The organism is Paraburkholderia rhynchosiae, assembly GCF_002879865.1.
Lineage (GTDB): Bacteria > Pseudomonadota > Gammaproteobacteria > Burkholderiales > Burkholderiaceae > Paraburkholderia > Paraburkholderia rhynchosiae.
Genome location: NZ_PNXY01000020.1, coordinates 81564 through 107139 on the forward strand (window position 1 = coordinate 81564; position 25576 = coordinate 107139).

General features: G+C 61.6%; 17 protein-coding genes and 1 pseudogene. 16 read left to right on the top strand and 2 right to left on the bottom strand.

The features are described from left to right. Positions 1 to 115 precede the first annotated feature (115 nt). From coxB to C0Z16_RS39370, 12 genes are all read left to right on the top strand, one after another. Positions 116 to 1180, top strand: coding sequence for a cytochrome c oxidase subunit II (gene coxB, locus C0Z16_RS24785; protein WP_102634697.1), 1065 nt, complete (start codon positions 116 to 118; stop codon positions 1178 to 1180). Between the two features lie 10 nt (positions 1181 to 1190). Beyond that, entirely contained in the window at positions 1191 to 3791 is a 2601-nt protein-coding gene (ctaD, locus tag C0Z16_RS24790; protein ID WP_102634698.1) for a cytochrome c oxidase subunit I, read from the top strand. Next, the gene (locus tag C0Z16_RS24795) at positions 3791 to 4267 is read left to right on the top strand and encodes a hypothetical protein (RefSeq protein WP_102634699.1); all 477 of its coding nucleotides are present in this window, start codon (positions 3791 to 3793) and stop codon (positions 4265 to 4267) included. The genes ctaD and C0Z16_RS24795 overlap by 1 nt, the downstream gene beginning before the upstream one ends. A 2-nt stretch (positions 4268 to 4269) precedes the next feature. After that, on the top strand, positions 4270 to 5601 hold the full coding sequence (locus C0Z16_RS24800) for a c-type cytochrome (protein WP_244201352.1): 1332 nt from the start codon (positions 4270 to 4272) through the stop codon (positions 5599 to 5601). A gap of 504 nt (positions 5602 to 6105) precedes the next feature. Continuing rightward, complete coding sequence (locus C0Z16_RS24805; protein WP_208638641.1) at positions 6106 to 6657, top strand: DUF421 domain-containing protein; 552 nt, start codon at positions 6106 to 6108, stop codon at positions 6655 to 6657. A 305-nt stretch (positions 6658 to 6962) separates the two neighbouring features. Further along, positions 6963 to 7289 (top strand): type II toxin-antitoxin system RelE/ParE family toxin, encoded by a 327-nt coding sequence (locus C0Z16_RS24810; protein ID WP_102634702.1) that lies wholly within the window; start codon positions 6963 to 6965, stop codon positions 7287 to 7289. Positions 7290 to 8036: 747 nt separating this feature from the next. Further along, positions 8037 to 9314: a 4-aminobutyrate--2-oxoglutarate transaminase gene (gabT, locus tag C0Z16_RS24815; RefSeq protein ID WP_102634703.1), complete on the top strand. Its 1278-nt coding sequence runs from the start codon at positions 8037 to 8039 to the stop codon at positions 9312 to 9314. Positions 9315 to 9949: 635 nt separating this feature from the next. After that, on the top strand, positions 9950 to 11716 hold the full coding sequence (capB, locus tag C0Z16_RS24825; protein ID WP_102634705.1) for a caprolactamase subunit beta: 1767 nt from the start codon (positions 9950 to 9952) through the stop codon (positions 11714 to 11716). 9 nt (positions 11717 to 11725) lie between these two features. Next, entirely contained in the window at positions 11726 to 13816 is a 2091-nt protein-coding gene (gene capA / locus C0Z16_RS24830) for a caprolactamase subunit alpha (RefSeq protein WP_102634706.1), read from the top strand. A 142-nt stretch (positions 13817 to 13958) separates the two neighbouring features. Then, positions 13959 to 15314, top strand: a complete 1356-nt coding sequence (locus C0Z16_RS24835; protein WP_167403557.1) for a purine-cytosine permease family protein — start codon at positions 13959 to 13961, stop codon at positions 15312 to 15314. A 144-nt stretch (positions 15315 to 15458) separates the two neighbouring features. Further along, the gene (locus tag C0Z16_RS24840) at positions 15459 to 16595 is read left to right on the top strand and encodes a porin (protein ID WP_167403558.1); all 1137 of its coding nucleotides are present in this window, start codon (positions 15459 to 15461) and stop codon (positions 16593 to 16595) included. Positions 16596 to 16732: 137 nt separating this feature from the next. Next, the gene (locus tag C0Z16_RS39370; RefSeq protein ID WP_102634707.1) at positions 16733 to 18022 is read left to right on the top strand and encodes a methyl-accepting chemotaxis protein; all 1290 of its coding nucleotides are present in this window, start codon (positions 16733 to 16735) and stop codon (positions 18020 to 18022) included. Here C0Z16_RS39370 and C0Z16_RS24850 read toward each other — a convergent pair. Continuing rightward, positions 17977 to 19368 (bottom strand): aminotransferase-like domain-containing protein, encoded by a 1392-nt coding sequence (locus C0Z16_RS24850; protein WP_102634708.1) that lies wholly within the window; start codon positions 19366 to 19368, stop codon positions 17977 to 17979. The genes C0Z16_RS39370 and C0Z16_RS24850 overlap by 46 nt on opposite strands. Positions 19369 to 19685: 317 nt before the next feature. Then, positions 19686 to 20864, bottom strand: a complete 1179-nt coding sequence (locus tag C0Z16_RS24855) for an AraC family transcriptional regulator (RefSeq protein WP_158244517.1) — start codon at positions 20862 to 20864, stop codon at positions 19686 to 19688. A gap of 146 nt (positions 20865 to 21010) precedes the next feature. On the opposite strand from C0Z16_RS24855, the pseudogene C0Z16_RS24860 reads away from it, so the two are divergent. The 4 genes and pseudogenes from C0Z16_RS24860 to C0Z16_RS24875 all read left to right on the top strand — a co-directional run bounded on the left by C0Z16_RS24860 (position 21011) and on the right by C0Z16_RS24875 (position 25546). Then, positions 21011 to 21782: pseudogene (locus C0Z16_RS24860) on the top strand (XdhC family protein). Between the two features lie 48 nt (positions 21783 to 21830). Then, positions 21831 to 22709 carry an FAD binding domain-containing protein gene (locus C0Z16_RS24865; RefSeq protein ID WP_102634710.1) on the top strand — a complete coding sequence of 293 codons (879 nt, stop codon included), beginning with the start codon at positions 21831 to 21833 and terminating at the stop codon, positions 22707 to 22709. Next, the gene (locus C0Z16_RS24870; RefSeq protein WP_244201353.1) at positions 22706 to 23170 is read left to right on the top strand and encodes a (2Fe-2S)-binding protein; all 465 of its coding nucleotides are present in this window, start codon (positions 22706 to 22708) and stop codon (positions 23168 to 23170) included. Before C0Z16_RS24865 ends, C0Z16_RS24870 begins: the two co-directional genes overlap by 4 nt. Before the next feature lie 12 nt (positions 23171 to 23182). Further along, complete coding sequence (locus C0Z16_RS24875) at positions 23183 to 25546, top strand: xanthine dehydrogenase family protein molybdopterin-binding subunit (RefSeq protein WP_102634711.1); 2364 nt, start codon at positions 23183 to 23185, stop codon at positions 25544 to 25546. The last annotated feature ends 30 nt before the right edge of the window (positions 25547 to 25576 follow it).

Consider the following 25576-nt stretch of genomic DNA (forward strand, 5'->3'; position numbering starts at 1 on the left):
CCGCCAGACGGGCCGCTTTGATGCTGGAAGCCCACCGGGTTTTCGGCCGGCGCACGGTGCGGTCAACCTACATGGATGCTTCACGCTGCATCCGGCATCGCCTGAAGGAGAAGATGTGAATTGCGCGCGCCGACTTTCGCTGCAGCTTGGCCGTGCCGCGCTGACCTCTGCGCTTGCGCCATGTGCGCGGTACGCCTGGGCGGATGCCGTTGCTGCGAACGCTGCGGGCGCCACGGCGGACGATACCCCACCGCTCGCTTACTTCCTGCGTGGTGTCGGCCCTGCCGCGAAACCGGTGTTGCACCTGGGCTGGGCATTGACAGCCATCTGCTGCTTCGTGTGCATTGTGATCGCAGTGATGCTCGGCATTGCACTCTTTCGTCGCCGACAGCGTCAGGATCCCCGGGCGCTTACGGCGGGCGGCGGGATGCGTTTCGTGTACGTCGGCGGGACGATATCTACGGTCGCGCTACTCGGTATTGCGGTGTACATGCTGATAGTGCTTGCACAGGTGGCGGACCCGCCGCGCGAGCCGGCGCTTACCGTCACGGTCACGGCCTACGACTGGTGGTGGAAGGTCGACTATGGCGACGGAGATCAGCACTTCACCACTGCGAACGAGATGCACATTCCAACAGGCGTGCCAGTACTGGTCATGCTAAAAAGCGCGGACGTCATCCACGCGTTCTGGGTTCCACAGCTTTCGGGGAAGACGCAGACCATTCCGGGTGTCGTCAACCGTCAGTGGATACAGGCGGACAAGCCGGGCATTTACCGCGGTCAGTGTACGCAGTACTGCGGCGTGCAGCATGCGCATATGGCGTTCGAGGTCTACGCTCAACCGCAAGCGGAGTATGAGCGCTGGTGCGCCGCGCAGCAGCGCTCGGCCCCCGCACCGACTGCAGCTCAGGCCGCGCGCGGCAGCAAACTTTTCGAAGAGCGCTGCGCAGGTTGCCATGCGGTCCGTGGCAGCAAGGCTGCGGGCGTGCAGGCACCGGACCTCACGCATGTCATGTCGCGCAGGCTACTTGCCGCAGGCACGCTGGTCAACACGCCGGAGAACCTGATGAACTGGATCGAGCATGTGCAGCAGATCAAGCCCGGCACGCTCATGCCCGACATGAAGCTCTCGTCGGCGGAGGCGCGCGATCTGTCCGCCTATCTCGCTACTCTCAGATAAGGAAAAGACGATGTCCGCGACCGGTGATCGAAGCATTGGGCAATCAGGCCGGATCGCGTTCCGACGAGCGCCCGACTTTGGCACGGTTCCGCAAGGCTCGGAGGCGGAGAAGCGCCTGTATGAGATATGGGAGGGGGAGTCCGGCTGGCGCGGCTTTCTCACGACGGTCGATCACAAGAAGATTGGGATGCGCTACATCGTGACAGCCTTTGTCTTCCTGTTGATGGGAGGTGCCGAGGCGCTCGTGATGCGCATGCAGCTTGCCCGGCCAAACGAGACGCTGCTCTCGCCCGATCAGTACGCGCAACTCTTCACCATGCATGGCATAACCATGATTTTTTTGTATGCGCTGCCGGTATTGAGTGGTTTCGCAAACTTCCTGTGGCCGCTCATGCTGGGCTCGCGCGACATGGCATTTCCGCGGTTGAATGCGCTGTCCTACTGGGTCTTTCTGTTCGCCGGCATCTTTCTCTATAGCAGCTTTCCGCTCGGCGAAGCGCCCAATGCGGGCTGGTTCAATTATGTGCCGTTTGCATCGCTCGAATACAACAGAGGGCCCAACATCGACGTCTATTCACTGGGTATGGTGCTGCTCGGCATTTCCACCACGGTGGGCGCGGTGAACTTCGTCGTGACGCTGTTTCGCATGCGCGCCGTCGGCATGTCCGTGGACCGACTGCCGATTATCGTGTGGGGCACGTTGACCATCTCTTTCGCCAACCTGCTTGCGGTTCCCGCCGTCAGCCTCGCGTTCCTGCTGCTGTGGATGGACCGCAACATTGGCACGCATTTCTTCGACGTCGCAAGCGACGGTCGGCCGCTGCTCTGGCAGCACCTGTTCTGGATGTTCGCGCATCCCTGGGTGTACGTGGTCGTGCTTCCTGCAATGGGCATTGTCTCCGATGCGCTGCCGACGTTCTGCAGGCGGCCGCTCGTAGCCTACGCGGCAGTCGCGATGTCCACGGTCGCCACCATGATCATCGGCTTCGAGGTGTGGATCCACCATATGTTCGCGACCGGCATTGCGCCGCTCGCGCTGGCATTCTTCGGCGCGGCGAGCATGCTGATCTCGATTCCGAGCGCGGTCGCTGTATTCGCGTGGATAGCGACCATCTGGACGGGACGCCCGGTATTCACGGTTCCTTTTCTGTACTTTGCAAGCTTCGTGCTGATGTTCGTGGTGGGCGGCGTATCGGGCGTGATGACCGCGGCCGTGCCGCTCGACTGGCAGCTCAACGAAACCTATTTTGTAGTCGCGCATTTGCACTATGTGCTGCTCGGTATCAATGTATTCCCGGTGCTGGGGGGCATCACTTACTGGTTTCCGAAGTTCACCGGGCGCCTCATGAACGAACGAGTAGGGAAGCTCGCCTTCTGGATAGTGTTCGTGGGCTTCAACGCAGGCTTTTTCCCGATGCACATTTCCGGCCTGCTCGGCATGCCGCGGCGTGTGTATACGTATCCGGACGGCATGGGATGGGACACGTCGAATCTCGTCACGACGATCGGCTCGTTCGTGCTTGGCATCGGCGTGCTGCTGTTCGCCATCAACGCACTGGTTTCGGCAAGGCGTGGACGTAAGGCGCCGCCGAACCCGTGGGATGCCCCCGGTCTCGAATGGTCCACGGCATCTCCGCCGCCGCCTTATAACTTCGCGGTGCTGCCGGTTATCGAGTCGCGGCATCCGATGTGGGAGGACCGTCTGCAACCGTCCGGGCGTCGTTCGAGCCTTGAATCGGGGTATCTGCTGCATCAGGGACGCGAGGCGCTCGGCGTGAATCCGTTGAGCGGCAAAGCCGATGTAATTCTGAAGATGCCGAAAGACGCGTGGTCGCCGTTCTTTCTCGGCCTCTTCGCCGCCATCATGTTCTTTGCGATGCTGCTGCATTCGCCGTCTCTTACCGTCGCGGCACTCGTTGCGTGCGGCGCCACGCTGATTGCGTGGCTTTGGCCGCGGCGCTCGCTCGCGCAACGCGAGCCGCCCACGCCGAAGCAGACGGTGCCTGCGCGCGCGGAGGATAACGACGATCTGCTGCCCGTTGGCAGTGCCGGCGAGCATTCGGGCGGATGGTGGGGCGTACTCGCGCTCGTACTGACCGAGGCGAGCTTATTCGGCTATCTGATCTTCTGCTACTTCTACTCGCAATCGCAAACGACGCTGGCGTGGCCGCCGGAAGGCATGCCGAAAATCGGCATCGGTGGCCTCAGTACCGGCGTTCTCATTTTGAGTAGCGTATTTGCGTGGCTTTCGGAGCGGACTCTCAGAAAGAACCGCCAGTGGAAGGCGTTTGCCTGGATGCTGATCGCGATCGTGCTCGGCTGTATCTTCGTTGGTATTCAGATGAAGGAATGGCGCGATCACCCGTATGGCATCTCCGCACATCTGTACGGCTCGCTCTACTTCACGATCACCGGCTTTCACCTGCTGCACGTGGTGGTCGGCCTTGTTATCCTCGTTCTACTGGCGCTGTGGATTGCTCTCGGCTATTTCGACGAAAACCGCAGTGCAGCGATGCGAATTGGCGGCTTGTACTGGCACTTTGTCGACGTGGTGTGGATTTTCATCTTCTCGGCGCTGTACGTCTCCCCGTTCTGGCTAAGGGGCCATTGATGGAAGCTCGTCCGCAGAAAGAGGAGCGGATGACGAGCGGCGAAAAGCGGCGGCTCATCTTGTGCGCGTGCGCCGGGTTCTTTCTATCTCCAGGCGCGTGGCTCTTGCAGGTGATGATCTCCGAGACCATTTCGGCCCAAGGTTGCTATGAAATATCGGCACCGCGAGCGAGGTCACTGTTTACTCATTTTCATGCGTTGCTTTACGGGGTCTCCGCTGCAGCCGTGCTCATTTCAATCGTGTGTGCGGCGCTGGCAACGCACGGTTTGATCTTTCTTGAAAGAAAGCAGAAGCGAATCAAAGCCGCCCGCGGAAACGGCAACGCGCAGGAGCAACCCTCGCGCAATGAAGAACAGGTGGCCCACATGCGCTTCATCGCGGCATGCAGTGCATTGATTGGCTGGGGGTTCTTCATCGGCCTGGTGTTTACGATTCTCGCCGAAGTGTTTGTCACTTCCTGCAATCAATGGCACTGACAATGAACACCATAGGAACAACGAGCCGGCTTGCCGCCTGTATTCTCGGCATCGTCGCCGCGCTCGGCGGATGCTCTGGCGGCGACTCGGACAATGTTCCTGCCAACGTGACGGCGCGGTCGCCCAGCGCGAGCGATCCGAAGCTCGTGGCGCGCGGCGAATATCTTGCGAAAGCGGGCGATTGCAGTGCCTGCCATGATGCCGCGGATCATGCGCCGCTCGCCGGCGGACTGCCGGTCAATTCTCCGTTTGGTCCCATCTACGCCACCAATATTACGCCCGACCCGACGTACGGCATCGGACGCTATTCGCTTCGAGAGTTTTCTGACGCCTTGCGTTTCGGCAAACGTAGGGACGGCAAGCGGCTGTACCCCGCCATGCCATATCCGTCGTTCGCCAACATGACGGACGACGACGTCACCGCGCTTTACGCGTACCTGATGCATGGAGTGATGCCCGTGGCGAAACGCGCCCCCGATACGCATTTGCATTTTCCGTTCAATCTTCGATGGGGAATGCTCTTCTGGACATTGACTGTAGGCAACCGCGACCAGTACGTCCCTGACCCGAAGCGCAGCAGTCAATGGAATCGCGGAGCTTATCTCGTGCAGGGGCTCGGGCATTGCGGCGCATGTCACACGCCGCGTGGACCAGCGTACAACGAGCTCGGCTACAGCGAGAGCTCGCCCTGGTATCTGACCGGGGGCGTCAATGATCACTGGTTGGCGCCGAATCTGACCGGCGATCCGGCAAGCGGCCTCGGACGATGGTCTACGGACGACATCGTCAGCTTCCTGCGCACGGGCCACGGCGCCGGGGCTATCGCTTTCGGCGCGATGGCGCCCGTTGTCGGAGAGAGTACCCAGTACATGTCCGACGAGGACCTGCGTTCAATTGCCACCTATCTGAAGGCGCTGCCGCCGCACGAAACCTACGGCACCTTCGCAAATACGGAGCACGCGAGAGCGCTTACCGCGCGAAGCATTGAAACGGGGGAAGTGGAGCGCCACGGCGCCGGTATTTACCTGTCGTTCTGTGCGCGCTGCCATCAGGCGAGCGGGCTGGGGCAGCCCGGCAAAGTCTCGGCGCTCGCGGGAAATCCGCTAGTGTTGGCAGCCGATCCGACTTCCGTCATGCGTATCGTGATCGAAGGCAGCAAAAGCCCGATGACGGAGAAAGGTCCCGCGCCGCAGAAAATGCCGGGATTTCACGGGCAACTGACCTCGGCTCAGATTGCGCAGGTCGTCAGCTTCATTCGCAATACATGGGGCAATCACGCGGCTCCGGTGTCCGACCGTGAGGTCGAACGGCTGCGTACACAGATTCACCAATAGCCGCAGCGATTCGTAGAGTGTTTGCCTTCGAACCTCCCAATTGGCGATCAGTGTCGTATGCAATGCGATTTCCTGCCCGTCCTGCAGACCGTGCGAAGCCGTCCCGCTTCATTCATGATAATGTCCATGCGTCGACCCTCGACGCCTGTAAGCCCGTCTTCTGTGTCATGGGTCGTTGTGATATATGCCGGAGATCCAATCGCTGGAGGCTGGAAGGACTACCGTCGCGTCAATTGGCCGCGAGGCGGAAGCGCCGCTTTATTATGATGCGTCAAGCACTGGCGCAGCCGCATTAGGTTCGCGAACGGAACCGTGGTTGGTAAAAAACGTCGCACTGAAGGCCGACCGACCCAACAGAAGGTCAGTGGGCCGGTTAGCCCCTAGGCACCCTTTGCGGCCGACGGAACGCGACTTGCTGCTCGGAGCACACTAGGTTACTCCGCGAAAATTTCCTTCTGTCCAACACAGTTAGAGCTCACGCTCCCGCGGCTGCAAGCGCGCGGCGTGACAAAGTCCTATTGCCGCTTTGATGGGCCCAAACAGCCGGACGATGCGATGACTGCGCTTGATGATCTGGTCGGTACGCTCGGGCACGTGACGCCTATGCAGGAATGCGTCCGCGCGGCCGTTGTCTTCTTCTGGGGATTGCTTCTCGTCAGAGTGGCGGGTCGACGGATCTTCGGCAGATGGGCTGCGCTCGACATCGTGGTCGCCATCATAGTCGGCTCCAACCTCAGTCGAGCGCTCACTGGGGGCGCGCCATTCATCGGCACTCTTCTCGCTACCACGCTCATGATCGCGATGCACTGGATCATCGCTCATCTTGCGTCACGTTCGCGCTTCTGGTCGTTCCTTGCCGAAGGAGGGCCCGTTACGCTCGTGATACGTGGAACGCCTTGCAAGCGGACCCTTATGCGCTATGGCGTGTCAGGGAACGACATCAACGAGGCGCCGAGCCAAAAAGACCTGCACGACATAACCGAGGCAGAGCAGATAACACTCGAGCCGAGCGGCAAGATCAACGCGACACCGACGTCGACCGTCGGCCGACAGTAGGCTGCAAAGCAGAGTCGTAGTTGCCGAACTAATCGATGTTACTGCGAGATGCCCCGCGCACCGGCAAAACCGCTCGATTGGATGATTCGCGCCGGGCAATCGGGCGGCATTCCAAGGTCGGAACCCGTTCACTCGTTCCGGCGCCCAGCTTGCCGCAAAGACTCAGCAGAAGTTTGATCAGACCTTCAAAGCGATCGCCGTCGCTGCGAGGATCGCATCTTCACCACTTTCTCTCGCATCACTGGGGAATACTATCTCGGTGAGGGCGCCGCGGGACACGCTCACGTTGGACCCACTGTCAAGAAATGGCGCAGATAATTTTCCAGCGTGAAACCCACGCCGATTTTGACCGTATCTTCGATTTCCTATTCGAGCGCGCCCCGGAGACGGCGGCAAGGCAGATCGATGATATCGTTCGCGCGCTCGACATCCTTCAATCAAGTCCGCAAATCGGACAGACCGGTCGGTGGCACTCACGCAATGCGCAAGTTGGCTATTTCCAATGGGGCGCATGGCTATCTAGCACTTTAGCGCTTCGCTTGCCGATAGCTAAGGGCATCGTGGACGACCGCCCGCAGCTTTCAGCCGGAATGGGAATCTCATGCAGTCGCTCCGGATTTGAAATAATCTAAATGGTCACCCAGACCGATCTTCGGACATTTTTGCAAAACTGAGCTGCGTGACGACTGGCCGTTCTTTGCAGGCAAGATGCCATAGCAAACCATCGCGCAGTCCTGCCCCTGCCGACGTTGTCGCTGCAGATGCACGCGTGAAAGTACAGACCAACCATGAATGCCGTGAAGAAAACAAACCCGCAACGATCTGTCACTGTAGCCGTCGGTGACCTTATCGCCGCGATGGTTGTGGGCAAGCGTTACACGCTGCATCAACTCGTGAAATTGCCGTGCGATGGGTCCATTGGCGGATATTCGCGTGGACAACCACCCGTGCGGGGGCCTCAGGCACAGATCGAGAGCCCATGAGTGTGTTGCCCCCGCAAACCGTACAGTGTCCGAATAGCGCTCTCCGAATGTGTCTGGCGCCACCATTCATCTGGGACTTATTCTGACGGTCAGTCGTCCGGCGATCGAGCAAGGCGCGTATAGATACTTGCTACCAAGCGCGGCGGCCGCCGATACGACCGATGCGACTGCCCGTCAGGCTTTCACACGTAGTTAGCGTGTGGAGACAGGCTGATCCAAAAACGCTCGGCAGGGGCACAGCGTAGCGCCAGTGAGCGGCTGCTGTCTCCTCGATGGATGGTGTCACTGGTGTGGCGCCAGTGATCCTGTCGTTAATCAAGGCTCGCGACGACTGCCTCAAACCTCAAGGACCAGGAGTTCAACGTGCCGCACAATGAGCAAACCAATCGGGCTTTGATGGCTCGCCGTTTGAAAGCTATTCCGCAGGGTATCGGCAACGCGCATCCGGTGTTTGCCGCGCGCGCGGAGAACGGGGAAATCTGGGATGTAGAGGGCAGGCGTTACATCGACTTCTGCGCCGGCATCGCCGTGCTGAACACGGGACATCGCCACCCGAAAATCACGAACGCTGTGACGCAGCAAGCCGGAAAGTTCACGCACACCTGCTTCCAGGTCGTGGCCTACGAGTCGTATGTGGAGCTCGCGGAACGGCTGTCGTCGTTGACCCCGGGCGACTTCGAAAAGAAGGCGTTTTTCATGACCACGGGGGCGGAGGCCGTTGAAAACGCGATCAAGGTGGCACGCCACTATACGAAGCGCACCGCGGTCATCTCGTTCGACGGGGCATTCCATGGCCGGACTTTCATGGCGATGGCCCTCACGGGAAAAGTCGCTCCGTACAAAGTAGGCTTCGGCCCGACACCGGCGGATGTCTACCAGGCTCCGTATCCGTCGGCGCTGCACGGCATCTCCATCCAGGACTCGATCGCAGGCATCAAGCGATTGTTCAAATATACGGTGGACCCGGCCCGTGTGGCTGCCATCATCGTCGAGCCCGTACTCGGCGAGGGCGGCTATATCCCGGCACCGACGGAGTTTCTGAGGCAGTTGCGGGCACTGTGCGATGAGCAAGGGATTCTGCTCATCGCTGACGAGATTCAAACCGGCATCGGTCGCACGGGGCGCATGTTCGCGATGGAGCATTCGGGCGTCGTGCCCGATCTCACGACGCTGGCCAAAGGGCTGGGCGGTGGTATGACAATCTCGGCCGTCGTCGGTCGCGCCGACGTTCTCGATTCCATTCCGGCCGGCGGACTTGGCAGCACCTACGCGGGTCATCCGATGGCATGCGTTGCAGCGCTTGCCGTGCTCGACGTGATGGAGGAGGAGAAGCTCTGCGCGTGCAGCGAGGCGCTTGGCAAGCGCCTGCGGGATCGCCTGAACGCCTTACGGCAGCGCGTTCCTGAAATCGCCGATGTCCGTGGCCTTGGCGCAATGACGGGAGTGGAGTTCTTCAAAGGCGGCCAGCCTGCGCCCGAAATTGCCAACGCAGTGAAAGCAGAAGCGTTCAAGCGGGGCTTGTTGCTTCTCACGAGCGGGACGTATGGCAACGTACTTCGGATCATGCTGCCGCTGACAGTTTCGAACGAATTGGTCGATGAAGGCCTCGACATCATCGAGGAGATCCTGCTGAGCCAAACGTGCAAGGAAGGAACTAATGGAGTCCTTGCATGAAGCATAGCTACATCGGCGCGAAATGGGTGCCGGGCAGCGAGGCTCATCGGGACATTAACCCGTCCGATACCTCGAGCAATCGTCGACGAGTTTTCGTTTGTTGACGAAGCGCTCGCGAACCTCGCGATCGACGCCGCATTCGATGCGTTCAAGAGCAGGCGCACGCCCGGCATTCAAGCCCGCGCAGATGCGTTCGACAAAGTAGGAAGCGAGCTTATCGCGCGCTTGTGAACTGGGCGAACTGCTCTCGCGCGAGGAAGGACGTCTCGCCACTCCATCTCGCCTCAGGTTGGGCGGCCAGCCCACACCGCTGCAAGCTCACGGCGATCCATTTCCCTCAGGCGTCGAAACGACGCGTTCGTTGCCTTCGCCCCTTCATTTTTTCGAATTCTCCCTTGTCGTGCCTGCCGCGAGATGGAACACGCCGATAGCGCGTTTTCCGCTCGCGCGTTACGTCACATGTAATCGAATCTCGCGCGTGCGTGTACGGCCTTCGCGAGCAACACAGCATGCTCGATGACCTGCGTGGCTGTGCATTGCCTGCCGATTTTGGCGTTAATAACCTGCGTGACATCGAATCAGGTTACGGCAAGCCGCGTAGCCTGACGAATGAAAGTTAACCACCGGAGAACGTGATGTCACGAGATGTCGATCCGATTACGCTGGCAGTCGTGCGAGGGGTGCTGGAAACCACTCAGCGCGAGATGACCATGACGCTCGAGAAGACGGCTCGCTCAAGCGTGTTCAATGTCGCACACGATTACAGCAATGCCATTTTCAATGGTCGCCCGGAGATGATCCTGCAAGGACAGGACATTCCGATTCACCTTGGCGGTCTAATTCCCGCGATGAAGGAAGTGGCCCGCTTCTTCGGCGACGATATTCACGATGGTGATGTCGTTTATCACAACGACCCCGTATACAAGGGCAGCCATATCGTCGACTGTTGCATGTACAAGCCGGTGTTCTACCGCGGCGAGCTCGTGTTCTGGACGGTCTGCAAGGGACACGTCACCGATATCGGCGGACCGGTTCCTGCCGGCTACAACCCCGACGCACGTGAGATTTACGCCGAAGGCCTGCGTATTCCGCCAGTCAAGCTATGGGAGAAAGGCATCGAGCGATACGACGTCATCAACTTCATGCTGACCAATATGCGCTCGCGGCGCGATCAGGAGGGCGACCTCAGGGCGCAGCTCGGCGCGGTCAACGTGGGCGCCCGCAATTTGTGCGCATTGCTCGACAAGTACGGCGTGGAGACGGTCCGCACGTGTGTGGACGAACTGATGGACATGGCCGACCGCCACATGCGCCAGATCATCCGTGCGGTGCCTGACGGCACCTACGAAGCCAGCGCCAGGCTCGAGGATTCCGGGCATGGCTTCGGCGAGATCGATATCAAGGCGACAATCGAGATCAACGCTGATACCTGTCACATCAAGATCGAAAGCCCGCCGCAGATTCCGTACTTCATCAACTCCTACGAAGGCAACTCGATTTCAGGCGTTTACCTGGGCCTGATGATGTTCGCCCAGCTTGATCCGCCCTATAACGAAGGTCTTTATCGATGCATCAGCGTGGACCTCGGTCCGCACGGCACGCTCTGCAACGCGAAAGAGCCCGCACCGCATGTGAACTGCACGACCACGCCGATGGAAACGCTCGCGGACGCGGTACGTCTTGCACTCGAAAAGGCGCAAGGCGAACGGGCCGTCGGCTCCTGGGGCCATTCGAGCGGCGTCAATATCGCGGGCCACGATCAGCGCACCGGTGATGAATACGTGACGATGGTGCTCGCGTCGCTCGTCTCGGGCGCGGGCGCGACCGGTTATATGGACGGCTGGCACGCATGCGGGCCGCAATGCTGCTTTGGCGCGCTCTATTCGGGTGACATCGAGACGCTCGAGTATTCCTACCCGATCGTCATTCATCGCTATGGTCTTGTCACCGACAGTGCCGGCGCCGGCGAATATCGCGGCGGCAGCGGCACCGTCTGGGAGGTCGAGCCGATCGGCCACGAGATGACTGTGGTGAGCTTCGGCGAAGGCCGCAAGCTGCCGGCGATTGGCGCCAACGACGCGGCGAGCGCGATGCCGGAGCGCAAGCTCGGACGCGTCGAGCTGAAGCGCCATGGCAAGGTCATCGAGACGTACAAGGAGAACGCAGTGATGACGGTGCGTGACGGCTATTCGCTCGCCACCTTCAATCCGGGCGGCGGCGGCTGGGGCTCGCCGCTGCGCCGCCAGCCGCAGCACGTTCGCGAGGACGTGCGCAGCGGCATCGTCTCGATCGAGGCCGCGCGTGCGGAGTATGGCGTCGTCATCGATGCCGAAAGCCTTGTGGTGGACGTGCCCGCTACCGAAGCATTGCGCGCCGAACGCCAATCGTCCCGACATCAATGAGGTTTTGACATGACGAATACACGATACCGCCTGGGTGTGGATGCGGGCGGCACCTTCACCGATTTCGTCCTCGCCGATGGCGCAGGCCAGACCCGCCTCTTCAAGGCAACGTCGACGCCGGAAGATGGCACACGCGCGATTGCGGACGGTCTCGCGCAAATCTCCGAGGCGCTCGGCAAGCCGGTCAGCGAAATCCTCGCGAATCTGGATTTGTGCGTGAACGGCACCACCGTCGCACTGAACGCGCTGATTCAGCACAAGGGCGTCAAAACCGGGCTGATCTGCACGTCGGGTCATGAGGACTCGCTCGAAATCCGCCTCGGCCACAAGGAAGAGGGCCATCGCTACGACGCCAGGTACCCGCCTGCAACGATGCTCGTCGAGCGCTATTTGCGCCGGCCAATTCGTGAGCGAGTCCTCGCGGACGGCACGATTCATACGCCGATGAACGAGGACGACGTGCGCGACGCGTGCGAGCTGTTCCGCGCGCAAGGCGTCGAGGCCGTCGCGATCTCGTTCGTCTGGTCGGTGTCGAACGGCGTGCACGAGCGGCGCGCGGCCGAGATCGTTCGCGAGATGCTGCCCGACGTGTACGTATCGGTCGGCCTCGAAGTATTCCCGCAGATGCGCGAGTACACGCGGACCTCGACCACGGTGGTGAACGCGTATCTCGGGCCCGTGCTCACACGCTATGTCAGCCGTATTGAGAACTTCTACGTCGATAACGGACTGAAAGCACCAGTGCGGTTTTATCAATCGAACGGCGGGATGGCGTCGCCCAGGGCGATGGGCGCGCGTGCGGTCAACGCGATCAACTCGGGCCCGGCGTCCGCGCCGCAGGCCGCACTGTTCGCCGCGAAGCCGTTTGGCTACCGCAACCTCATTACCGTCGACATGGGCGGCACGTCGTTCGATATCACGTTGACGAAGGACGGCGTGACGAACGTCAACAAGGACATCGACTTCCTGCGCTACCGGATCGGTACCCCGATGATCCAGGTCGAGACCCTCGGCGCGGGCGGCGGCTCGATTGCGTGGATCGATCCGATGGGGCTGCTCAAAGTCGGCCCGCAGAGTGCGGGAGCCATCCCGGGACCGGCCTGCTACATGCGTGGCGGCGAGCAGCCCACCGTGACCGATGCGAATGTCGCGCTCGGCTATCTGAATCCAGTATCGCTGCTCGGCGGCCGCGTGAAAATCGATGGCCATGCATCGCGCACGGCGATCGACGCGAAGATCGCCAGGCCGTTGGGCCTTACCGCCGGGAAGGCCGCGTACGGCATCTACAACATCGTGAACGTCAACATGATCAACGGCATCCGCCGGGTGTCGATCGAACGCGGTTATGATCCGCGCGACTTCGTGCTGATCGCGGCCGGCGGCGCGACGTCGCTGCACATTGCGGCGCTCGCGCGCGAGATCGGCGTCAAGACGGTGCTCGTGCCGAAGCTTGCATCGGGGCTGTGCGCATTCGGACAATTGCTGTCCGACGTGAAATACAACTACATGGCGGCTTGCCCGATGCGGGTGGAAAAGCATGCCGCGCTTGGACGCGTTCAACAGCAGTTCGAACGGCTCGAAGCGGATGCCATCACGGCACTGCAGAACGAGGGCTTCACCCGCGAGCGCATCCGCATCGAGCGCCAGCTCGACATGCGGTACTGCGGCCAGGTCCACGAATGCTCGGTCACGATCGGTTCGATGAACGTGGATGTCGACACGATCGACAGCATCCGCGAGATGTTCGACGCCCGCCACAAGGCCCTTTACACGTATGCGGAGCATGACAGCCAGGTGGAGATCGTCAACCTGGAAAGCACCGTGTACGGCGAGCTCGACCAACCGCCGCCGCAGGCCATTCCGCCTGGCGTCGGCGACCCAGCGGTCGTCGTCAAGGCGCACCGCGACATGATCTTCGGCAACGGCCTGGACATCGAAACGCTGTCGTCGCCCGTGTACGACGGCACGCGTCTTGGTGCCGACGACGTGGTCGCGGGTCCGGCGGTGATCGAAGAAGTCACGACTTCGATCGTGTTGCCGCCGAAGTGGCAAGCACGCCTCGACGCCACTGGCGTCTACGTGCTGACCGACATGAGCTGAATTTCTACAACAAAGGAGACCACGCCGACGCGGACGGATTGATCGCCGCGTCGGCGACCGAAGCTGGTTGATTTGAGTTCTTACTGGTCCTGGCTTCATGGTAATCGAGCCGGGCCGAATTCATTCGTTACGTGGAGCGCATATGGAACTGAAGGCACAACAGGACGGCCAGGACGATGGGTACTCGGCGAGCGCCGTTCCGGCAAATGCAAGGATGTCGAAACTGTCCTTGACGATGGCATGGTGGGCGACGTGCAGCGCGATGTTCTGGCTCGTGGTGTCCGCAACGCTCGCGATCAATTTCGGCACGGTCAATACCCTGATCGGGCTTGGGCTTTCCGTCGTGGTTTATGCGCTGGTCAATCAGGTCATCGTGCGGTACGTGATCTCGAACGGCTTGTCGGTCGCGTTGTTTTCCCGCGTGCTGTTCGGCAGGGCGGGCGCCGCACTGGCCACGCTGATCTTCTTTGCCACGGCCATTTACTACGCGCTATTCGAGGGGTCGGTCATCGCCGTGGCGATCAATGCCTACTTCCCGGCCGTCTCCGTGAAGCTCGCTTACCTGATCGTCGTCGTCTACAGCGTGCTGCTCGTGTTCGGCAGCGTGCAGACGTGGCTCGACAAGTTCAACGGCGTACTGCTGCCGTTCTACCTGCTCGGGCTGGTGGGGGCTGTCGTTACCGCCCTGTTGAGCGGCGGCGACCATACGGCCTGGCTCCATTTGGGCCCGGCAAGCGGCGCGAAGCCCTACGGCTGGTGGAATTGCTTTACCGCGTTCATGGGCGTTTGGATCATGATGATGTACACGTGGGACTACGCCCGCTTCGGACGCGCGTCGGATGCGCAGTACCACGCGAAATTCAACTTCGGCTGGGCGTTCTATACATTCACGTTCGTGATCAACGGCATCGCCGGAATCTTCCTGGCGAGCACGTTGGCCGGCAATGTTGCGTTAAGCGAAGTGTCAGTGGTCTTCGCGCTGCTCAAGCTGATGGGTTTCGTCGGGCTGATGTTTGTCTGGGTAAGCCAGACCAGAATCAATACTGCCAATTTCTATCTGGCGTCGACCAACATGCATTCGTTCTTCACCGCCGTGTTCGGCCTGCATCTGCCGAAATTCTTCTGGTCCGTGGTGGCAGGCGTGATGGTCTATTTCCTGATGCTGACGAACGTCTTCAGCTTCATCCTCCAGGCATTGGCGTTTCAAGGCATCTTCGTCGTCGCGTGGGTCGGGATCGCCGTCATGCATATCTTGTCTCCGCACTACGAGGCGATCTTCGGCAAAGAGATCGAGTACCGGTCAGAACACGTGGTCGCGTTCAACCCGTGCGGCCTCGTTGCGTGGCTCGCGTCGTCGGCGCTCGGCATTGCGTTGCTCGAAGCCGGCGGCACCACCGCAACGTTCTCCGCACCCGCGGCAGCCGTGTCCTCCGCGATCATCTATCGCATCGGACTCTCGCTCGCCAGCAAGCGGCATTTCGTGCGCGAGTTCGCGTAACGCGAACCCAGCACCGGCCCGCCTGGCAAAACGATAAGACATCTAGCTCGAGCTTCGGCCGTCTGAAGACGGTCGGAGCGGGCGTCAAACAATTAGATCGCGTCCATTTCGGGACGCAAACCGACAACGATGGGAAACAAAGTGATGAAAAAGGCTGCAGTGGTAGGGGCAACGCTTGCGCTGATCTCCTTGGGGGCACGCGCGCAAAACACGGTGACGTTGTACGGTATCGTCGATCTCGGCATTGACTACGCGAACAATGTGAGCAAAGCGTCGAGCGGGAGGGCGATCGCGGGAACCAGTGCCAGGCTGGTCCAGATGCAAAGCGGGGTGCCGCTCGGGAGCCGCTGGGGACTGAAGGGCGATGAAGACCTCGGCGGCGGCCTGCGGACGGTGTTCCGTCTCGAGAGCGGCTTCGATGCGGCGACCGGTGGGCTGGGCGGCGGGCTCGCGTTTTCGCGCAACGCATACGTCGGCTTGTCGTCGGACCGGTTCGGGACGCTCACGTTCGGCCGGCAGTGGGATGCGAACGTCGATTTGTTGGAGTCGTTCACGCTGAACGGTCAATACGGCGGCTGGTATTTCTCGCACCCAAACGACATGGACAACCTCGACAACGGGTTCTCCGTACCCAACGCAATCAAATATGTGAGTCCGACGCTCGGCGGGGTGACGTTCGAAGGCCATTACTCGCCGGGCGGCGTCGCAGGGCAGTTCTCGACAAACTCGACTTACAGCGCCGCGGTTGCCTACAACGGCACGAACGCTAGCGCCGCTGTCGGCTACCTGCATATCAACGATCCCTCGACGGCGGTTGCGGGTTACGTGTCGGGCGGCGGCTTCGCCAACGCGGTCTACGGCGATGCGCTGGCCGCTGCGCGCAGTCAATCCGTGCTTGCTTTGGGCGCGGCCTACAAACAGGGGGCGTTCAAGGTGTCCGCGGATTTTTCGAACACGGTGTTTCGTCCGAAAGCCGGCGGCGCCAACCTGACGTTCCAGAACTACGAGTTGTCCGCAACGTATCAGGTGACGGCTGCGCTCCTGGTTGGCGGCGGGTTTACCTACACCGTCGGCCACGACGATGCGACGGACAAGTCGCCGAAGTACGAGCAGATCAACCTGATCGCTCAATATGCGTTGTCGAAGCGCACGTCGGTCTATGCGATGGCGGCCGGCCAAAACGCGCAGGGCGATGCGACGGTTGCGCAGATCGCGGGCTTCAATCCGTCGGGCTCGAAGCGGCAAGTCGCGACCCGCGTCGGGATCACGCATTCGTTCTGATCGAGGTTCTTCCCCGCGGCGGGACGCATGCTGCTTCGGTGCGCATGCGTCCGGTTTCGAATGGATAGGCAGTGTGATGCCTCGTCAACAACGTGCAGGTTCGCGAGGCCGGGTTGCAATCATCGACGGAGGAATGCATGAAATGGTTCGGTCAGCGTAGTGGGCCTGAGTCGGCAAAGAACGACAATCACGAGGACCTGCTGATTTCGAGCATCTCAACGTTGCGAGAGCAGGGCGAACTGCTCGAGCGGGAGAACGACGCGCTCAGGGTCCGGCTCGAAGCGATGCAACGGGCGATGGATTGCGGGTGGTGGGAGGTTCACCTGACCGACGATGCGTCGCTAATCGGCAAAACGGCGAGCGCATGGTCCGAGCGGTTCTGCGAATTGCTGGGGTATGGCCACGACGAATTTTATCCCCTGCTCGACGCATGGATCGCGTGCGTGCATCCGGATGACCAGATCGCGTTGCTCGCGGCATGGCGATCTGCGGCCGAAGGGAAGCACAACGTGACGACGACCGTGGTTCACCGGGCCAAGCATCGCCGCGGCGGATATCGCATGTATGAGATGCGCATCGCCGGATGCTACGAACGGCCTGCGGACGGGGACGGCCAAGGCGGCTTCACGCTGATCGGCACGCTTGCCGATATCGACGAAGCCTCGCAGCGCCATCACGAGTTCGAGAAAATGCGGGCCCGGTTCGAGCTGTCGCGGAAGCTGTTCGCCGATGGCATTTGGGATATCGAGGTCATCGCCGGCGATCCTCTTAATCCGAAGAACGTGTTCTGGTGGTCCGATCAGGTCCGGCAGCTACTCGGCTTCTCTTCTATCGAGGAGTTCCCCGATGTTGCCGAGAGCTGGACGTCGAGGCTTCATCCGGAAGACAGCGAACGCGCCGGACAGGCGTTCATCGCGCATCTGTCCGACCGTTCAGGGCGTACCGGGTATGAAGTCGAATATCGCCTGCGCTGCAAGAACGGCGAATACCGTTGGGTGCGCGCGCGAGGCCAGAGCGTTCGCGACAAGCATGGCGCGCCATTGAGGACCGTCGGGGTGCTGACGGACATTCATTCGGCCAGGATTGCGCAGGAGCTCGGCGCCGCCGAGGAGGTATTCAAGGCGAGCATGCTCGAGAGCATCAAGGAGATCGGCGAGATCGTATCGACCATCGGCGACATTGCGCGTCAGACGAATCTGGTTGCGTTGAATGCCGCAGTCGAGGCCGCCCGAGCCGGAACGGCGGGACGCGGCTTCTCCGTGATCGCCGGCGAGGTGCGGCTGTTATCGACACGCACCCGCGAGGCAACGGAGTCGGTCATGAAGATCCAGTCCGAACTCGCGCGCCGGCAAGGTGCGAAACACGCTCCAGAAAGGACCGCTTACGCGGCGGCGAGAAACTCGAATAGCGCATTGCTGTCGCAATAGCCGACGTTGAATCGCAACCATGGAGTGCATTCTTCGTCATGCATGAACAGATGCCCGGGTGCGAGATAGATGTCCTTGTCCAGCGCGCGACTGGAGAGCGCCCGGGAGTCTTCATAGTGAGGATGGCGGGCCCAGACGAAGAGCCCCTCTGGCGCCTGGTTGAACATGACCATGCCCGCTTCGCCGAGCTTCTGCCGCGCGGTGCATTGCGCTTGCGCGAGTTGCGCCCCAAGGCCCTTCAGATGCTTGCGATGGCGTCCGTCGACGAGCACCTGGTAGACGATGCGTTCGCCGATCTCGGAGCTCGTCAATCCCATCGCCATCTTAAGTTGCGCCAGATCCTCGATCAGGTCCGGGTGGGCCGCGATGTAGCCGACCCGCAGGCTGGGCGATATCGTCTTCGAGAAGCTGCCGACATAGATCACGCGTTCCAGCTGATCGAGGCTCGCGAGCGGCCGGCGCACCGCCGCGTCGATGTCTGCGCAGACATCGTCCTCGATGATGAGGAAGTCATGTTTTACCGCGAGCTGCAGGATCTTGTGCGCAGTGGCGGGCGAGCACGAGATGCCTGTCGGATTGTGAAGACGCGGGTTCGTGAAGTACGCTTTCGGTTCGTGCTTGGCCAGCAACTCCGCAAGCGCGTCGAGGTCGGCTCCGGTGGAGGTCAGCGGCACACCCACCAGGTTGACGCCGATGCGCTTCAGATGCGCGAACAGCAGGCTGTAGCCGGGCGAATCGACGAACACGGTATCGCCGGGCTTGATCAGATGATGAATGAGCAGACTCAGCGCATGGGCCGCGCCGCTCGTCATCAGCACCTGTTCCGGCGGACAGTAGATCTCGTGCTGGTTCAGGCAGTCGGATATCTTCCAGCGCAGAGGAAGGTAACCTTTCGGCGCGCCATAGCTGGCGAGCGACCCTGTCGAATGCAGCGTCAAGTTGCGCAGCGTGCGGCGCAGACCCTCCTCGTCGAGCCAGCGCGCGGGCAGCCATCCGCAGCCTGGGTTGATCTCCGCCGAGTGGCTTTGCCAGATCCGGTTCAGCATCCACAGCGAGTCGAACGAAGTGCCTTCTTTGGCAACGGCTTCCTGATTCAGATACGACGCATGCTGGAAGCTTCGAACGAAAAACCCCGAGTTTTGCCGGGGCACGAGCGAGCCGTCGGCCACGAGGCGATCGTAGGCGTCGACGACGGTCGAGACGCTGACGCCGTGCGATTCCGCGAAGCTGCGGATCGATGGCACCTTCATGCCGGATTGGAGTTTGCCGTCGGAAATCAGCGTATGAAAGTGATCGGCGATTTTTTGCGTCAGGGATTTGGCCGGGTCAGCGGACAAGGAAAGCATGATACGGATCCTCTCGACTACGATGTGACGGACAGCGGTTAGCTATGCACGGCGCGCGTCCGGTCTCCATGACGGCGCGCCGCCCTGTCACTACTCTACGAAGTCGAAAAGAATCGGTCTTGTCCCCGAGCGTCCAATGTGTTGGACCTGACCGGCCTGGTTGAGGCGGAATGGACGAATCGCCGGCTCGGCGCGAGCCGGCGCTCAATTGCTCATTTTTGGAGCCGCCCGCTAAGAGGTCCGATGGTCGTCTGGCGGCCGAGGAAAGCGGAACGATCGATCCGGCTAAGGCCGTCGTCGCGGTTCAGCCCTGCCGTTTACTGATAGTCGATGGGGGAATGGCCGCAGTCCTGCCGAAAGATCCGGCTGAAGTAGGCCGGATCGGAGAACCCCACGGTCAGCGCGATCTGCGTGATGCCGAGCCTGCTTTGTTTCCGGTTGGCGAGAAGCCGCTTGGCTTCGGCGAGCCGCCGATTGCGAATGACGCTCGTGATCGTTTGTCCGCTATCGCCGAATATCTTCTGCAGATATCGCTCCGACACGCCGACCGCGCGCGCAACGTCGGCCGGCTGCAAGGTCGGATCGGAGAAACGCTGTTCAATAATTCTCGTCGCGCGAAGCCGGTGACCGCTGCGCACTGAAGTCTCGTTGCTGGTTGACGCGTCGCCCGTGATAGCCAGGATGAGCAGGTCGAGCAGTTGCTGCTCGACTCGCGCACTGACCTCGACCGGTAACACAGCGACATGCCTGAAGTAGGACGCGGCGAAATCCAGAAAGAGTCCCGCGCAAGGTTCGGCCGCGGAGGCCACGAGCGCTACGCGGTCATCCACGCTGGGCAATCTCGACCTCAGCGACCGGCACGGGATGCGCAACGTTCGCAGGCAAAGGTGCTCCGGGTTCGCGAAGCGGTAAGGCTCCGCGCCGCTCACCAGCGTGAAGTTTCCCGGAGCAACCAGCGCGTCGCGTCCGCGTTGCTGGATAAGCACGGGGCTCAACTCGGGCATTTCGATGACGTAAAACTCCTCGGCCTCCGCACGGGCATAGGACTGATGGCGCTCCGTCACCATCGGATCGCTATGCAAGGTACAGACTCTGAGCTCGCCGACATCGATGTTCTCGATCGAACCGCCGCGAAAATCCGCACCGACCTTCACGTCCATCGGAAAGTAGCTGCTCTGAACCATATCGGCCCACTCGTGGGCCTTGCGACCGCGTAGCGCGGACGCCGGTACTTCGAAATTGAAGGTCTGCCGTGAAGCTGGCGCAACCGGCGCGGGCTTGGTGGTATCACTCCTCATGCTCGCGAACCTCGAACGGTGAATGGGCACTGCAGGCTTGCGGATCAGGAACAGATGAAACAGATCATTTTTCGCGGCGCCAAAAAGCAGCTGGACTGACTCTACAACGCCGAAAACCCTTGAACAATAAGGGTTTGAGCGGTCGGGGAATGAAGCGTTTGCCGAAACACGGGGTGCTGTGCTGCTTCCAGCAACCACACAATGCGCGCATCAGAAGCTCCGCATGTATCTGGCAGCGGCATTTTTCGACTCGTAAGCTGAATTCGGCTGCCCCTTGGCACCGGCGAGGGAGCGGTAGTGACCCATCCGGTCGGTGCAACGCGTCGACGATCTGATCTTCAACCATGGATAGCGTAGATCTCGAAGTCCTGAAGCGCAGCGCCTTGTGGCTGAAGCAAGGATGGCCTGTACTGCTCGTCACGGTGTTGAGGACCTGGGGCTCGTCGCCGAGGCCGGAGGGAGCGATGCTCGCGATCCGTGCAGACGGTGCGCTGGCAGGCTCGGTCTCGGGCGGATGTATCGAGGATGGTTTGATCCGCAAGGTGCGGGCCGCGGAAATTCAGCCAGCGCTTCCGGTCGTGTGCCGCTACGGTGTGAGCGCCGACGACGCACATCGATTCGGCCTGCCATGCGGCGGCACCATCGAGCTCGTGCTCGAGCCGTTAAGTGTGCGAAGCGGCATCGAGCTTGTGCTTGGAGCACTGGAAGCCGGCAGTGGTTCGCACGATGCCGGACGACGCGGTGATTGACATGAAGCTCGACACGCGAAGCGCGGTGATCACGCTGACGCACGATCCCAAGCTCGATGACCTGGCGCTGATGGAGGCATTGAAAACGCCGGCGTTCTACGTCGGTGCGATCGGCTCGCGGCGCAATAGCGCTGCGCGCTGCGCACGTCTCGCCGAGTTCGATCTGACTGGCGAGCAAATAGCACGGTTGCGCGGGCCGGCCGGCATTTATATCGGCAGCAAAACGCCAGCGGAGATTGCGGTATCGATCCTGGCGGAGGTGACTGCTGCAAGGAACGGCGTGCAGTTACCGCCTATCGCAGGCGTCGTGACCGCTAAGCGATATCTCGAACACGTGTGCGGTGTCGATGCCGGTCAGCCGTCGTAGACCGGGCGCTCGTCTTGCAAAACATAGCCCATTAAAGGACACAGCCGCATGGTTTCGAAGCGCGCCCCTCACCTGTACGTGGCCAAGACGGTCGAAGAGGCAGTCACGGCTTTGCACGACTATGGTCACGATGGCGAGCCCATCGCTGGCGCAACGTGGATCATGCGAGCGCCTGTCAGGCGCGAGCCGCTGAAGAAGGCCTACGTGTCGCTTATGGCGATCGGGGAGATGAACGCCATCGATGTCACCGAGCGCGAAATCAGCATTGGCGCCAGCGTGACCCATCAGGCGTTGGCAGCGATGCTCGGCAGCGTTCCGTCGTTGAAAGTATTGACCGATGCGGCAGAGAAATCGGCGAATCCTGCCGTGCGTGGTGTCGCGACGATAGGGGGCAACCTGTGCTCGGCCGGCTTCCCTTCGGCCGATCTCGTGCCTGCGTTGATAAGTCTCGCGGCCGAGGTCGAACTGGCGACCGTGAACGGATCGTCGAGAACATCCGTTGAAGCGTTCCTGCAGGCGAAGGCGTCGCTCGAGCCGGGTGCCATCGTGCGCCGCGTATCGATACCGCGGCGGGCTCACTGCTCGGCGCATGCGAGGCTTCCTTTGCGCAAGGCGGGCGACTATCCGGTCGCTATCGTCAGCGCGGCGCTCGAAGCCGCTCCGGATGGCCGCGTGAGCCACGCGACTGTCGCCGTCGGCTCGGTCGAAGCGAGGCCCCGCCGATGGCCCGAGCTGGAGAATGCGCTCGTGGGAGGTCCGTTGGACGCGGATCGCGCGAAGCTCATCGGGGCGCAGCATCTGCGCGTCTTCAAAGGTCGCGATGGTGTTGAGGCGCCGGGTTGGTACCGTACCCAGGTCCTTCCGGCGCTCCTCCATCGCGCGATCGCCGACATTCAGGCGCAATTCGAGAAACAACAGGGGAGGTGAAATTGTCGATCTGCCTGAAAGTCAACGGCGAGGAATGCGCGGTACGCGGCGGCCCCCTGACGCCGCTCATCGATGTATTGCGCGACGAGCTCTTTCTGACCGGCGTCAAGCCGGTGTGTCGCGAAGGCTTTTGCGGCGCCTGCACGGTGCTCGTCGACGGGAAGCCAGCCGTGTCGTGCCTGATGCCGATCGGCGTGCTCGCGGACCACGAAGTCGTCACGGTCGAATCGCTGGCTAAAGACGGGCACTTGTCCGCGATGCAAGCGGCGCTCGAAGCGCATGATGCCGTGCAGTGCGGGATGTGCTTTCCCGGCATGGTCATGACGTTGACCGCCTTTCTGGCGCGCGTTCCCGGCGCCACGCGCGAGGAAATCAGGGCAGCGTTGTCCGGAAACCTCTGCCGGTGCACCGGCTACGAGCGCATCGTCGAAGCGGCCGTGTCGCTCGCCACCGTCAAATAAGGATCACCCGACATGTCCGACCCAACCACCGCGGTGCTGAACTTCCCGAGACGGGATGCGCGAGACAAGTTGCAGGGCCGTACGCGCTATACGATCGATCAGGTGCATCCGGGAATGCTGCATGGATTCGTGTTGCGCTCGACGGTGACGTCCGCGCGCATCGTCAGCCTCGATGTGACACAGGCGCGCCAGTTGCCAGGCGTTCGAGCGATTGTTATCGGCGACGATGCGCCGTTTCGGCACGGCATTGGCATTGCCGATGAGCAGCTGTTCGCCACCGACCAGATCCGCTTCGTCGGTGAGCCGATTGCGGCGATAGCGGCGGACACGCTCGAACAGGCGTGCGCCGCCGCCGACGCCATCCTCGTCGAATGGGAGGCGCTGCCTGCCGTGCTGACGATGGAAGCGGCGTTGGCGGACGATGCCCCGCTCGTCCATCCGGACTGGAAGGGCTACGAAGTCCTGTTCGACGGTGGCGCACGCGGCGGCAACATTGCATGGGAAGCGACCGTGGTTCGCGGGGATACCGACGCGGCATTCGCGCGTCCCGATGTGCGGATCGTCGATACGACGTTTCGCGTTGGCCGCCAGAACCACCTGTCATTCGAACCGCGCGCCGTCGTAGCCCGATACGAGGACGGGCGCTTCCACATTGAAACGTCCACCCAGGTGCCGTGGACGATCCGCAATACGACGGCGCGCGTGCTAGGCGTTCCGCCGAGTCAGGTTCGCGTCACCGTGCCACCTGTCGGCGGCGCATTCGGACTCAAGTTCGACTGCGCGCTCGAGCCGTTTGCCGCGTTGCTCGCGCGCGCAACTGGGCGACCCGTGCGCATCGTGAATTCGCGCCAGGAGGAGATGCAGATCTGCCTGTGCCGTGAGAATGCGGACATCCGGATTCGGTCTGCCGTGACCCCCGAAGGCGAGATCGTCGGGCGCGAAGCGGTCGTTCTCATGGATTGCGGCGCCTATGGCGGCGAGCAGATCTTTCTGACGACGATGACCGCCCATACGCTCGGCGGAAACTATCGGCTCGGCTCGGTGCGCATTTCGACGCGCGCGGTCTATACGAATACGCCGCCCAACGGCGCGTTCCGGGCCTGTAACGGCGTGTACAACACGTTCGCGCTCGAGCGGCATACCGACGAGATCTGCGCCGCGATCGGCATGGATCCGTTCGAATTTCGCCGGCGCAACGTGATCGGCGACAGAGATCGCGGCTCTACGGGGCAAGTCTTCCAAGGCAACGTCCTTGGTCCCATGCTCGACAAGATGGCGAACGCCGTCAACGAGCAGGGCTCGAAAAAACACTTGGCTGCGGGTCGCCTCTACGGGCGTGCGACCGTGGTCGGCACCTGGTTCATCTTCGTCGGTCCGTCGGCTGCCACGGTCAATCTCAACGCCGACGGCAGCGCGACGCTCGTGACGTCAGGTGTCGAGCTTGGCTCTGGATCGATGATGCAGTCCCTTCCGCAGATCGTCGCGCATTCGCTTGGCATCAAGCCAGAGAACGTTGTCGTTCGCGCAGCGGACACCGATTCGGCCGGATACGACGTAGGTGTGGGCGGCGGGCGAACGACAGTGTCGCTCGGCGCGGCGAGCCTTGCGGCGAGCGTAGAGGTGCGAAAAAAACTGCTCGATGTGGCGTCCGAAATGCTCGAAGTGGCGGTCGACGACCTGATTCTGCGCGACGAGCGCGTCGAGATCGTCGGCGCGAAGGGTTCAGGCACCGCGATCTCGAAAGTCGTGGAACGGGCACACAAGACCGTCGGTCCGCTCGCGGGCAGCGGCGCTTTCACGCGGCCGGGCGTCGCGGCGATGCCCGGTTGCGCCGCGGGTCATTTCCTCGATGCAATCGACATCCCCGTGTTCGCCGTCCACGATTGCGAGATCGCAGTGGATCCGGATACCGGGCAGGTCGAGGTGCTTTCGTACACGGTCGTCCAGGACGTCGGCCGTGCGCTCAACCCGCGTGCGGTGTGCGGCCAGATCCAGGGTGGCGTCGTGCAAGGGCTCGGCTATGCGCTTCACGAAGAGATCAGCATCGACCGCGAAGGGCGCGTTCGGCAGACCGGGCTCGACACATTCCGGGTTCCGCTAGCGCAAGACGTCGTCCCCGTGGATATTCACCTCCACGAAGGCGCACCGTCGATCGGGCCGCTGGGCGTGAAAGGCGCTGGCGAAGTGCCGATCCTCAATGTGGCGGCGGCCGTCGCATGTGCGGTGTCGAACGCCATCGGAAAGAGCGTCTACGAATTGCCGCTGACGCCGCCGCGCGTGCTCGAGCTAATGCTCGGCGACGGCTTGCCACTGACCTTCCCGCATATACGCGAGAGCTGGGCCGATAACGTGCTCGAGAAAGCGCAATGCGCGTAACGGATTCGGAAGGGGCGGCAATCGACAGGT